Below are 12,415 nucleotides of genomic sequence, written 5' to 3' on the forward strand. Positions count from 1 at the left end.
TGGTGGGGCGAGACTTGGCAAGCCGAAGCGGCGGGGCGCGGTCAGGCGGGTGGCCACATGCGTCTGAACACGCCGTCGCGCTTGACCAGACCGTGCAGCGCCGCCGCCCCCACATGCACCGTGATCAGCACCAGCAGCACCGTCTTCAACTGGTCATGCAGGCCGCTGGCGGTGTCGGCCAGCGCCTCGTCCTTGCCGATCATCCCGCCAAGCAGCGGGTCCCAGACCTCCATCGGAAAGCCACCGGCCTGCACCCGCACGATGCCCGAGATCACCAGCGCCACCAGCGTCAGATACAGCAGCCAGTGCACCGCGCGGGCGATCAGCGCCTGCAGGGCGGGCACACTCTGCGGCAGCGGTGGCGGCGGGCTGATCAGCCGCAGCGCCAAACGCAGGATGACGATCAGCAGGACGACCGGCCCAATGTTCTTGTGATAGAGAAACAGGCTGTCCTGCACCGGCCGCGACAGCCCCTCCTGCACCATCACCAGACCGGCGGGGATGGTGGTGAGCACCAGCACAACCGTCAGCCAGTGCAGCAGACGCGCCGCGCGCGAATAGCGGATCGGTTGGCGTGCCCGAGACGTGCTGACCATGCGCCATCCTCCCTGATGAGCCCGTTCAGCCTAGTCATCGCATGCCCTTGCGTAAAGCGCTGCGCTTGACAGGCGCCGGCGCGGCGACATCTCATTTGGCATGAGCCTGCAGTCCGATCCTTCGCCGCATGGCGTGGCCCTGAGCCGTGGCAGGACCAGCGCGAGAACCCCGGTCGCCTCGCTGGTGCTGCTGTCGCTTGGGCTGTCGCTGGCGCTTTTCGGCTTGTCTTGGTGGTTGGCGGGCGCTGGGGTGTTGCTGCCCGTGCTTCTGCCGGTGCTGGGCTTCGGACTGGGGGCTGGGGTCTCGGCGCTGTGCCTGAGCCGCCATTGGCGCGCGCCGCGCCTCGGCTATGCCAACGCGCTGACGCTTGGGCGGCTGGCTCTGGCGGCGTTGCTGCTGCTGCCGCTGGCGCAGCCGGGCCTGACCGAAGGTGCCTCGGGCTGGGTGTTTTTCTGCATCGCGCTGGTGACGCTGGCGCTCGACGGCGTTGACGGGCCGCTGGCGCGGCGCAGCGGGCTGGACGGCCCATGGGGCGCGCGCTTCGACATGGAGGTCGACAGCGCCTTCGCGCTGCTGCTGGCGCTGGTGGCGTGGCGCAGCGGCGCGGCGGGCGGCTGGGTGCTGCTGCTGGGCAGCCTGCGCTATCTTTTCGTCATCGCCGGCTGGCTCTGGCCATGGCTCGACGCGCCGCTGCCGCAGCGCTTCCGGCGCAAGCTGGTGTGCGTGGTGCAGATCGCGGTGCTGGCCGGGTTGCTGGTGCCGATGGTCGCGCCACCGTGGTCGGAATGGGCGGCGCTGCTGGCGCTGGCGCTGCTGCTGTGGTCCTTCGCCTGCGATGTGGTCTGGCTGGCGAGGCACCGATGAACCGGGCGGCGCGCCATGGTTTGCAGCACGGGCTGGCGCTGATCCTCTCGGCGCTGCTCGTCGATCTGCTGCTGATCCTTCCCAACCACCCCGGCGCGATGCGCTGGCCGGCGCTGACCATGGTGCCGCTGGAACTGCCGGTGCTGCTACTGGGAATGCTGGCGCTGGGGAGTCGTGCCCGCCCGCTGGCGCTGGCTGCGACGCTGGCGCTGATCGCGGTGACGGTGCTGAAACTGGCCGATCTCGCCGCCTATACGGCCTTCGGGCGCGGCTTCGATCCGCTGGCCGACATGCACCTGCTGCCCGCCGCAGCGCATCTGCTGCGCGGCAGTGCCGGGCTGGCGGGAGCGCTGCTGGTCGGCGCGGCGGCGGCGGCGGTGCTGCTTGGGGCGATGGCGCTGCTCTACCGGGCGCTGCGGCTCTGGGGCCGAAGCGGGCAGGGGCTGCCGCGCGGCTGGCGGATCGCCGCGGGGGGCGTCGCGCTGGTCTTCGCCGGGCTGTGCGCCGCCGAGATCCGCACCGCGCTCAACGGCTGGCAGGGCTGGCGCCCGCCGGGCAGTGCCTTCACCGCGCGGCTGGCGGCAGAGAACATCCGCGATTTCGGACGCGCCCGCGCCGCGCTCGCCGAGTTCGAGCGCGCCGCCGCCTCGGACCCGTGGCGCGACAGGCCCGGTCTGATGGCACGGCTGGGCGGGCGCGATGTGGTGCTGGTTTTTGTCGAAAGCTATGGCCGCGCCGCCTTTGACAACCCGCTCTACGGCCCGCGCACGCGCCAGACGCTGGCGGCAGGCGAGGCGGCGCTGGCCGAGGCGGGGCTGGCCATGCGCTCGGGCTGGCTGCGCGCGCCGGTGCAGGGCGGGCAAAGCTGGCTGGCGCATGCGACGCTGGCCGCCGGCGTCGAGGTCAGTGACCAGCGGCGCTATCGGGCGCTGCTGGCCAGCACGCGGCAGACGCTGTTCACCCTCGCCACCGGGGCCGGGTACCGGACGATGGCGGTGGCTCCGGCGATCGTCATGGATTGGCCCGAAGGCCCGGCGCTGGGGTTTCAGGAGGTCCGCGCCGCCGCCGATCTCGGCTATGCCGGCCAGCCGTTCAACTGGGTGACCATGCCCGACCAATACACGCTGTCTACCTTCGACCGCATGCCGCGCGAACAGGGGCCGGTGCTGGCCGAGATCGCGCTCATCTCCAGCCACGCGCCCTGGACCCCGGTGCCGCGCATGGTGCCTTGGGAGGCGGTTGGCGATGGCAGCATCTTTGACGCCGAGGCCACCTCGGGCCCCACACCCAAGCAGGTCTGGGCCGACCCCGACCGGATCCGCGACCACTTTGGCCGCTCGCTCGACTATGCGCTGCGCACGGTGTTGTCTTGGGCAGCGCTGCCGCGCGATGACCGGCCGCTGATCATCGTGCTGGGCGATCACCAGCCCGCCGAGTTCGTGGCGCAGGCGGGCGGCAAGCAGGTGCCGATCCACCTTATCGGCCCGCCCGAGGCGCTGCGTCTCTTCGAGGGCTGGGGCTGGACCGAGGGGCTGACCCCCGATCCGGCGCTGCAGGCGTGGCCGATGCGCGCCTTCCGAGACCGGTTCCTGAGCGCCACGAGCGACGCGGCGGGGCAGATGCGGGCGGACGGGTCATGAGGGCGCTGCGTCTCGTTCTGCCACTGGCGCTGATCGCGCTTTGCCTCGTGCTGGCCGATGGCCGCGCGGCGCTGCGGCGGCTCACGGATCTGTCGCCGGGCTGGCTGCTGGCAACGCTGGCGCTGCTGCACGCGGTGACGCTGCTGTCGGCGCTGCGCTGGCGTGTGACCGCGGCGGCGCTGGACCTCGTGCTGCCGCGCGGCGCGGCGGTGCGCGAGTATTACATGGCGCAATTCGTCAACCAGACCTTGCCGGGCGGCGTGCTTGGCGATGCCGCGCGCGCCGCCCGCAGCCGCCAAGACGGGCCGCTGAGCCGCGCCGCGCAGGCCGTCGTGCTGGAGCGCGCGGCGGGGCAAGCGGGTATGGCGTCGGTGGCGCTGGTGGGTCTGGGCCTGCTGCTCGGTGGTTTCGGCCCTTCCATCACGGCGCAGATCCCCGCCGGTGTCTGGGCGGCGGGGGCCCTGCTGGCGCTGCTGCTGGTGGCGCTTGGCCTGTTGCTGGCTGCGCGCAGGGGGCGGGCCGGGGGCTGGCGCGACGCCGCACGCCGGGCGCTTTGGGATCAGTTTGCGCTGCAGGCGGCGCTGTCGCTGGCCATCGCCGCGCTGACGGTAGCGGCCTTTGTCTGCGCTGCGCGCGCCAGCGGCAGCCTGCTGCCGGTGGGCAGCGCCGCGCTGATCGTGCCGCTGATCCTAACCGCCATGCTGCTGCCCGCTTCGGTCGCCGGTTGGGGCTGGCGCGAGGGCGCGGCAGCGGCGCTGTTCCCGCTGGCGGGGCTGGGCGCCGAGGCCGGGCTGGCGGCCAGCATCGCCTTCGGCCTTGCCACTTTGATCGCCGCGCTGCCGGGGGCGTTCTTCCTGCGCCGCGCCCCGCATGCGCCGCCTGCCGCCGCCGGCATTGCCACATCGCGTGAATAGCCTAATCTCATTTCAAACCGGGAGGGTCCCATGCCATTTCTGACACCCACACGCCGCCTGTTCCTCGGCGGCGCCCTGTCCACCGCCGGCGCCGCGCTGCTGACGCCGCGCCGCGCCATGGCGCAGGACGCCGTTGCACTGCAACTGTCGTGGCTGCATTCGGTGCAGTTCGGCGGCAGCTACATCGCGCAGGACAAGGGCTATTGGAGCGATGCGGACCTCGAGGTGTCGCTGCTGCCGGGCGGGCCCAACGCCCCGGTCGAGCCGCCGGTGGTGGCGGGCACGGCGCTGGTCGGCATCTCGGCGGCGGATTACACCGCCGCGGCGGTGAACCAAGGCGCGCCGTTCAAGATCATCGGCGTCGCGATGCAGAAGAACCCCTTCGCCATTGCCTCGCTGCCCGAGAACCCGGTGAACAGCCCCGCCGATCTGGTGGGCAAGCGCATCGGCATGGCGCTGGCCAACACGCCGGTGCTCGAGGCGCTGTGCACGGTCAACGATGTCGACATCGACCAGATCGAGGTGGTGCCGACGCAATATGACGCCGCGCCACTGGTGCAGGGGCAGGTGGATTGCCTGCTGTGCTGGGCCACCGATCTGCCGGTGGCGATGGAAATTCAGGGTGTCGAGAGCGTGACCATGCTGCTGGCGGACCATGGATATGCCGTGCACTCGCAGACCTATATCGCCACTGAGGACAGCCTTGCGAACCGCCGCGATCAACTGGTGGCGCTGATGAAGGGCGAGGTGATGGGCTGGCAGGACTATCACGCCGACCCCGAGGCCGCGGCCGAACTGACCGTGCAGATGTTCCCCGACGCCGGGCTCGACCTTGCCACGCAAAAGCTGCAGGCCGCGCGGCAGGTGCCGCTGATGTTCTCGGATCTCACCGAGGCCGAGGGCTTTGGCTGGTTCACCGACGAGACCATCGCCGCCAATGTCGAGACGCTGGAGTTGCTGGGCAAGCCGGTCTCGCCCGATCTGTGGGACCGCTCCATTCTGGAAGAGGTGCATGGCTAGAACGACGGCCACAGCGCGGGCGCCGCGCGACGGATGAGCGCCCGGCCCGACATCCGCCTTGCCGGCGTCGCCAAGAGCTTTGACGCCTCGGGGCATCCGCTCGAGGCGGTCGCGCCCGTCGATCTGGTGCTGGCGGGCGGGCAGATGACCGCGCTGGTCGGCCCGTCGGGCTGTGGCAAATCGACCTTGCTGCGGTTGATCGCCGGGCTGGAGCCGCCGTCGGAGGGGCGGATCACCATCGGCCACGAGACCCCGGATGCGCTGCGCCGCCGCGCCGGGCTGGCGATGGCCTTTCAGGACGCGGCGCTGCTGCCGTGGCGCACGGTCGAGGGCAATGTGGCGCTGGGACGGGCCTTGGCGCGGCGTCCGCGCGCCCCCGAGGTGATCGCCGATCTGATCGCGCGGGTCGGCCTTTCAGGGTTCGAGCGGCGGCGTCCGGCGGAGCTTTCGGGCGGCATGCGCCAGCGCGCCGCCATCGCCCGCGCCTTGGCCAGCGATCCGGAGCTTTTGCTGCTCGACGAGCCTTTCGCGGCAGTGGATGCGCTGACCCGCGACCGGCTCAACGCTGAACTGCCACCGCTCTGGGAGGCGCGCGGCGCGACCTCGGTGCTGGTCACCCATTCTGTTGCCGAGGCGGTGCGGCTGTCGGACCGGATCCTCGTGCTGACGCCGCGCCCGGCGCGGGTGGCCGCTGACATCCCGGTGCCGCTGCCGCGCCCGCGCGGCGCCGATGTGCTGGGCTCCGAGGCGTTCCACGCGCTGTGCGACACGGTCACGGCGGCGCTTCGCGAACACCAGCCGCCCGAGAGCCTCGCGGCGCAATGAGTTCGTGGCGAGAGGCACTTCCCGGCGGTCCGGTCGCGGCGCGCGCCTCGCGGGCGCTGCCGCGCGGCATCCTGCGGGCGCTGGCGGTGCTGCTGGCGCTGCTGGTTTGGGAGGCCATCGCCCGCGCCACGGCAGGCAGCTTCGTGATCGCCGCCCCCAGCCAGATCGCCCGGCATATGGCCACGCACGCCGACCTGCTCACCCGCGCCCTTGGCACCACGCTGTGGTCGGCGGCGCAGGGGTTTGTCTGGGGCAACCTCGCGGGCGGGCTGCTGGCGCTGGTGGCGGTGCTGGTGCCGCGCGGCGCGCGGCTGCTGTCGACGCTGGCGCTGCTGGTTTTCTGCCTGCCGCTGGTCGCCACCGGGCCGATCCTGCGGGTGCTTTACGGGCCGGGGGCGGGGCCGCAGGTGACGCTGGCGGCTTTGGCGGTCTATTACACCACCTTCCTGCCGGTGCTGGTGGGGCTGCGCGCCGCGCCGCAAGGCTGGTTCGATCTGGTGCGCAGCTACGGGCGCGGCCCGCTCACCGCGCTGCGCGAGGTGCGCCTGCCCGCCGCGCTGCCCTATATGGTGGCCGGGCTGCAGATCGCCGCGCCCGCCGCCTTTCTGGGGGCCATGGTCGGCGAGTTCACCGGCGCAGAGCGCGGCCTTGGGGTGCTGACGGTGCGCGCGCTGCGGGCGCTGGATCTGCCCGCCACATGGAGCATCGCGCTGATCGCCGCCACCGTCTCGATGCTGGCCTTCGCCGCGGTCGGCGCGCTGGGGCGGCGGCTCGACCTCGCGCCGCCCGAAGTGCTGCTGGCGCCGCCCGCGCCGCGCAGCCGCCGGGTTTGGGGCGGCTTGGGCGAGGCGCTGCTGGCGGTTGCCGTGACGCTGGCGATCTGGAAAGGCAGCATGGAGGTCTTTGGCCTGCCGCGCTTCTTTGCCAAGCGCCCCGAGGAAGTCTGGAGCTATCTGGTCACCGCGCCCGCCGCCGACACGCAGCGCGCCCGGCTGTTCGGCGCGCTTGGCGAGACGCTGGCGCTGGCGGCGCCGGGCTATCTTGCCGGGCTGGTGCTGGGGGCGGGGCTGGCGATGGGGCTGGCGCTGCTGCCGCGGCTGGCGGGCGCGGTGATCCCGCTGTCGATCGCGCTGCGCTCGATCCCCATCGTCGCCACCGCGCCGCTGATCGTCTGGGCCTTGGGCCGGGGCGCGGCGGGGACCATCGCCGTGGTCGCGGTGATGATCTTCTTTCCGACGCTGATCGCGTGCCAGCACGGGCTGGCGCGCACGCCCCGCGCCGTGCTGGACCTGTTCGCCGTCTACGCCGCCGGCCCGATGCGCCGCCTCGTCTGGGCGCAGCTCCCGGCCATGCTGCCGGCGTTCTTCGCCTCGGCGCGCATGGCCATCCCCGCCGCGATCCTTGCGGTGACCACCGCCGAATGGCTGGCCACCGGGCGCGGCATCGGGGCGCTGATGGCCACCGTCGCCTCGACCTCGGATTACGGCATGCTGTGGAGCGCCATCGCGCTCATCGGGCTGGCGGCGGTTCTGGCGCATGCGCTCGTCGCGGCGCTGGAGCGCGCGGTGCTGGCCCGCACCAGCGCGGAGCAACTGGCCCGATGAGACCCTGCGCCTTTGCCATCCCCGGCGATCATCGCCAAAAGACCGGCGGCTTCATCTACGAGCGGCGGCTGCTTGAAGAGTTGCAGGCCGCCGGGCGCGAGGTGCGCCACATCGCGCTGCCCGCAGGCGCCGCGGCGGCGGAGCAGCCCGAGGCGCTGCGGGCCGAGGTGCTGGAGACGCTGGCGGCGCTGCCGCCGGAACGGCCGCTGATCCTCGACGGGTTGGTGTTCGGCGCCATGCGTCCCGCGGCGCTGGCCCGGCTGACCTGCCCGGTGGTGGCGATGCTGCATCACCCGATGGGTCTCGAACAGGGGCTGGCACCGGATCTGGCGCGGCACCTGCTGGCGCAGGAGACCGCCAACCTCGCCCATGCGGCGCAGATCGTTGTCACCAGCCCGCACACCCGGCAGACCTACATCGGGCTTGGCGCCGATCCGGCGCGGATCACCGTGGCGCTGCCGGGCTATGACGGGCCGCGCGACCTGCCGCGCGTCGCGGCGGGGCCGCGCATCCTGTCGGTTGGGCTGCTGGCGCGGCGCAAGGGGCACGACGTGCTGATCCGGGCGCTGGCACAGGTGGCGGATCTGCCGTGGAGCGCGCGCATCGTCGGCAAGACCTACGACCCGGCGATCGCGCAGGACCTTGCCGCGCTAATCGCAGAGCTTGGCCTTGCGGGGCGGGTGGATCTGGCCGGGGAACTGCCGGACGCGGCGCTGGCCGAGGCCTACCGCAGCGCGCAGGTTTTCGCGCTCGCCACCCGATACGAGGGCTACGGCATGGCGCTGGCCGAGGCGCTGTGCCATGGCCTGCCAATCGTCAGCTGCGCCGCGGGCGCGGTGCCGGGCACGGTGGGCGATGCGGCGCTGCTGGCCCCGCCGGACGATCCCGACGCCTTCGCGCGGCATCTGCGCAGGCTGCTGAGGTCCGCCGACGCGCGGCGGGCGCTCTCCGACCGCTCGCGCGCCATGGGCCGCGCATTGCCGCGCTGGCGCGACACCGCTGCGGTGATGGGCGGCGTGCTGGACGGGCTTTAGGCGCGGCGCGCAGGCGCGGTCATTGATCCCCATCATAGAGCGTGGCGCGACGCCGTGGCACAGTCTGCCAATGGGCTGCCGGACCGGTGCGGCAGACCGGGAGGACAGCCAATGAAGCTCTCGTTTCACGGGGCCGCGCGGCAGGTGACCGGATCGTGCCACCTCGTGCAGGCGGCGGGACAGAAAATCCTTGTCGATTGCGGCATGTTCCAAGGCGCGCACGAGCTGCACGACGAGAACGCGGCAGACTTCGGGTTCGCGCCGCCCGAGATCGACCTGCTGCTGCTGACCCACGCTCACCTCGATCATTGCGGGCGTCTTCCGCTGCTGGTGAAGCGGGGCTTCTCGGGGCCGATCCTTGCCACCGCCGCGACCCGCGATCTTGCCCGGCTGGTGATGATGGATTCCGCCCATCTGCACGAAGAGGAGGCGCGCCGCCGCCGCCGTCACGGGCACCACGATGCGCCGCTCTATGACCGGCTCGATGCGCTTGACGCGGTGGAACTGTTCCGACGTCCGGCGCAGTACGGCAAGCCCATCGAGGTGTTTCCGGGCATCACCGTGACCTTCTTCGAGGCGGGGCATATCCTTGGGTCGGCCTCGATCCTGCTGGACATCACCGAAGGCGGGCGGCGGCGGCGCGTGCTGTTCTCGGGCGATCTCGGACCCGGCGGGCGGGTGCTGCTGAACGATCCGGCGCCGCCCGCCGGGGTGGATGTGGCGGTGATGGAGACCACCTATGGCGACCGTGATCATCGGCCGCTGGCGGCCTCGGTCGAGGAGTTCTACGCGGCGATCCGCGACACCGGGGCGCGCGGGGGCAATATCATCATCCCGACCTTCGCGCTGGAGCGCGCACAGGAACTGCTGTGGTATCTGCGCGAAGGGCTGGAGCAGGCGCGTATCCCCAAGGGCCTGAGCCTCTATCTCGACTCCCCCATGGCGATTTCGGCGACGCGCATTTTCGGGCGCCACCCCGAGGCGATGGGGCCAAAGCCCGCGCGGATGATCCGCAGTGGGCGCGACCCGTTTCACCTGCCGGGGCTGGAATTCACCCAAGAGGCGCGGGACTCGATGGCGCTCAACAAGCTGCGCTCGGGGGCGGTGATCATGGCCGGGTCGGGGATGTGCACCGGCGGGCGGGTGCGGCATCACCTGCGCCACACGCTCGCGCATCGGGGATCGAGCATCATTTTTGTCGGCTACGCGGCCGAGGGCACGCTGGCGCGGATCATCATCGACGGCGCGACGCATGTGAAGCTGTTCGGCGAGGAGATCCCGGTGCGGGCGCAGGTTCACACGATCAACGGCTTCTCGGCGCATGCCGGGCGCGGCGAACTGGCGGCATGGCACGCAAAGCTCGGCAGCCCCGAGCAGACCTTTCTGGTGCATGGCGAGGCCGCGGCGATGGCGGCGTTTGGCAAGCGGCTGAACACCGGCGGGGTGCAGAGGCCGGCGATGGGGCAGAGCTATCAGATCTAGCAAGCGGCGTGTTCGATGCAGAGGGAGGACAAGACGATGGAGGCGCATGGCGAGGGCGGCAAGAGCCTGTTGAGGTGGTTCGAGGACCTGTCGCGCAGCGACGTGCCGGAGGTGGGCGGCAAGAATGCCTCGCTTGGCGAGATGGTGGCGCGGCTTGGCGGCGCGGGCATTCGCGTGCCCCCCGGCTTTGCAACCACCGCCGCCGCCTACCGCAGCTATCTCCGCGCCAATGGGCTGGATGCGGTGCTGGCCGAGCAGCTTGGCGCGCTCGCCGAAGGCCGGCTGACGCTGGCCGAGGCCGGGCAGCGCATCCGCGCTTCGGTGGTGGCAGGGCGCTGGCCGGGCGAGATAGAGACGGCGATCCGTGCCGCCTACCGCGCCCTAGGCGACCGCGTCGGCGCAGCCGAGCCTGCGGTTGCGGTGCGCTCGTCGGCCACCGCCGAGGACCTGCCCGACGCCAGCTTCGCGGGCCAGCAGGAGACCTTTCTCAACATCCGGTGCGAGGCGGCGCTGCTGGCCGCCTGCCGCCGCTGCTATGCCTCGCTGTTCACCGACCGGGCGATCACCTACCGGCGGCTCAAGGGGTTCGACGATCTTGACGTGGCACTGTCCATCGGGGTGCAACTGATGGTGCGTGCAGACGCCGGCGGCTCGGGGGTGATGTTCTCGCTCGACACCGAGAGCGGCTTTGACAAGCTGGTGCTGATCAACGCCGCATGGGGGCTGGGCGAGACCGTGGTGCAGGGGGCGGTGAGCCCGGACGAGTATCAGGTCTACAAGCCCTTTCTCGACGAAGCGAGCCGCGTGCCGATCCTGCACAAGGGGCTGGGGGCCAAGGCGATCAAGATGATCTACGGCGCGGGCGAGGCGGCGCCGACGCGCACCGTGCCGACCTCGAAGGCCGAGCGCGAACGCTTCGTGCTGTCGGACGCGGAGATCCTCGAGTTGTCGCGCATGGCGGTGAAGATCGAGCGCCACTACGGCCAGCCGATGGATATGGAATGGGCGCGCGATGGGCTGGGCGGACCGCTTTATATCGTGCAGGCGCGGCCCGAGACGGTGCAGTCGCGCAGCGAAAGCCACGCCTTCCGCAGCTACAAGCTGGGCGAGACCGGCGCGGCGCTCCTGAAAGGGCTCAGCGTCGGCAGCGCGGTGGCGACGGGCGAGGTCTGCCTGATCGAAAGCGCCGCCGACATCGGGCGTTTTCGCGATGGCGCGGTGCTGGTCACCTCGACCACCGATCCCGATTGGGTGCCGATCATGAAGCGCGCCGCCGCCGTCGTCACCGACCACGGCGGCCGCACCTCGCATGCGGCGATCATCAGCCGCGAACTGGGCGTGCCTGCCATCGTCGGCACCGGGCAGGCGACGCATCTGCTGCACGACGGGCAGGCGATCACCGTCTCCTGCGCAGGGGGCGACGAGGGGGTGATCTATGCCGGGCAGGCCGATTTCGAGGTCGAGGAGACGCGGCTCGACGCGATCCCGCAGACCCGCACCAAGGTGATGCTCAACATGGCCAACCCGGCGGCGGCGACGCGCTGGTGGCGGCTGCCGGCGGATGGCGTCGGGCTGGCGCGGATGGAGTTCGTGATCTCCAACGAGGTCAAGCTGCACCCGCTGGCGCTGACCCGCTACGACAGCCTGCCCGACGGCCCGGACCGCGAGGCGATCGACAGGCTGACCCGCGGCTATGCCGACCGCACCGAGTATTTCGTCGAGACGCTGGCGCGCGGCCTCTCGCGCATTGCCGCGACGTGGTATCCGAACCCGGCGATCATCCGGATGAGCGATTTCAAAACCAATGAATATGCCGGGCTGCTGGGGGGCGCGGCCTTCGAACCGCACGAAGAGAACCCGATGATCGGCTTTCGCGGCGCCGCGCGCTACTACTCAGACGCCTACCGCGACGGCTTCGCGCTCGAATGCCGCGCCATCCGGCGCCTGCGCGAGACCATCGGCTTTCGCAACGCGGTGGTGATGATCCCGTTCTGCCGAACCGTGGGAGAGGCGGACCGGGTGCTGGAGGTGATGGCGCAGAACGGCCTCAAGCGCGGCGAGGACGGTCTTGAGGTCTATGTGATGTGCGAGATCCCCTCGAATGTGATCCAGGCCGAAGCCTTTGCCGCGCGTTTCGACGGGTTCTCCATCGGCTCCAACGATCTCACCCAGCTGACCCTTGGCGTCGACCGCGACTCCGAGGCGCTGGCGAGCCTCTTTTCCGAACGCGACCCGGCGGTGCTATGGATGATCGAGACGGTGATCGCCAAGGCGCGCAAGGCCGGGCGCAAGATCGGGCTTTGCGGGCAGGCGCCCAGCAACCATCCCGCCTTCGCCAAGCTGCTGGTGCGCGCGGGCATCGACAGCATCTCGGTCACGCCCGACAGCTTTCTTGCGGTGAAGCGGCACGTGGCGGAGGCCGAAAGATAGCGGCG

The 12,415-nt window shown here is 71.3% G+C and carries 10 protein-coding genes; 9 read left to right on the plus strand and 1 reads right to left on the minus strand.

Annotated elements, in window-relative coordinates:
- Nucleotides 1–41: 41 nt before the first annotated feature.
- Nucleotides 42–596, minus strand: coding sequence for a cytochrome b (locus ACXAJT_RS20420; protein WP_475238255.1), 555 nt, complete (start codon nucleotides 594–596; stop codon nucleotides 42–44).
- Nucleotides 597–696: 100 nt separating this feature from the next.
- Here ACXAJT_RS20420 and ACXAJT_RS20425 point away from each other — a divergent pair, with 100 nt between their 5' ends.
- From ACXAJT_RS20425 to ppsA, 9 genes are all read left to right on the plus strand, one after another.
- Nucleotides 697–1,461: a CDP-alcohol phosphatidyltransferase family protein gene (locus ACXAJT_RS20425; RefSeq protein WP_475238259.1), complete on the plus strand. Its 765-nt coding sequence runs from the start codon at nucleotides 697–699 to the stop codon at nucleotides 1,459–1,461.
- Nucleotides 1,458–3,101, plus strand: a complete 1,644-nt coding sequence (locus ACXAJT_RS20430) for a sulfatase-like hydrolase/transferase (RefSeq protein WP_475238262.1) — start codon at nucleotides 1,458–1,460, stop codon at nucleotides 3,099–3,101. The genes ACXAJT_RS20425 and ACXAJT_RS20430 overlap by 4 nt, the downstream gene beginning before the upstream one ends.
- Nucleotides 3,098–4,015: a lysylphosphatidylglycerol synthase transmembrane domain-containing protein gene (locus ACXAJT_RS20435; protein ID WP_475238265.1), complete on the plus strand. Its 918-nt coding sequence runs from the start codon at nucleotides 3,098–3,100 to the stop codon at nucleotides 4,013–4,015. Before ACXAJT_RS20430 ends, ACXAJT_RS20435 begins: the two co-directional genes overlap by 4 nt.
- 30 nt (nucleotides 4,016–4,045) lie before the next feature.
- On the plus strand, nucleotides 4,046–5,035 hold the full coding sequence (locus tag ACXAJT_RS20440) for an ABC transporter substrate-binding protein (RefSeq protein WP_475238266.1): 990 nt from the start codon (nucleotides 4,046–4,048) through the stop codon (nucleotides 5,033–5,035).
- Nucleotides 5,036–5,068: 33 nt separating this feature from the next.
- Entirely contained in the window at nucleotides 5,069–5,860 is a 792-nt protein-coding gene (locus tag ACXAJT_RS20445) for an ABC transporter ATP-binding protein (protein WP_475238271.1), read from the plus strand.
- Entirely contained in the window at nucleotides 5,857–7,464 is a 1,608-nt protein-coding gene (locus ACXAJT_RS20450; RefSeq protein ID WP_475238273.1) for an ABC transporter permease, read from the plus strand. The genes ACXAJT_RS20445 and ACXAJT_RS20450 overlap by 4 nt, the downstream gene beginning before the upstream one ends.
- The gene (locus tag ACXAJT_RS20455; RefSeq protein WP_475238276.1) at nucleotides 7,461–8,498 is read left to right on the plus strand and encodes a glycosyltransferase family 4 protein; all 1,038 of its coding nucleotides are present in this window, start codon (nucleotides 7,461–7,463) and stop codon (nucleotides 8,496–8,498) included. Before ACXAJT_RS20450 ends, ACXAJT_RS20455 begins: the two co-directional genes overlap by 4 nt.
- A 111-nt stretch (nucleotides 8,499–8,609) precedes the next feature.
- Complete coding sequence (locus tag ACXAJT_RS20460) at nucleotides 8,610–9,980, plus strand: MBL fold metallo-hydrolase (RefSeq protein ID WP_475238279.1); 1,371 nt, start codon at nucleotides 8,610–8,612, stop codon at nucleotides 9,978–9,980.
- A gap of 15 nt (nucleotides 9,981–9,995) precedes the next feature.
- On the plus strand, nucleotides 9,996–12,410 hold the full coding sequence (ppsA, locus tag ACXAJT_RS20465) for a phosphoenolpyruvate synthase (RefSeq protein WP_475238282.1): 2,415 nt from the start codon (nucleotides 9,996–9,998) through the stop codon (nucleotides 12,408–12,410).
- Nucleotides 12,411–12,415: the final 5 nt, after the last annotated feature.

This window comes from Salipiger sp. ABF4_146, from assembly GCF_056161345.1.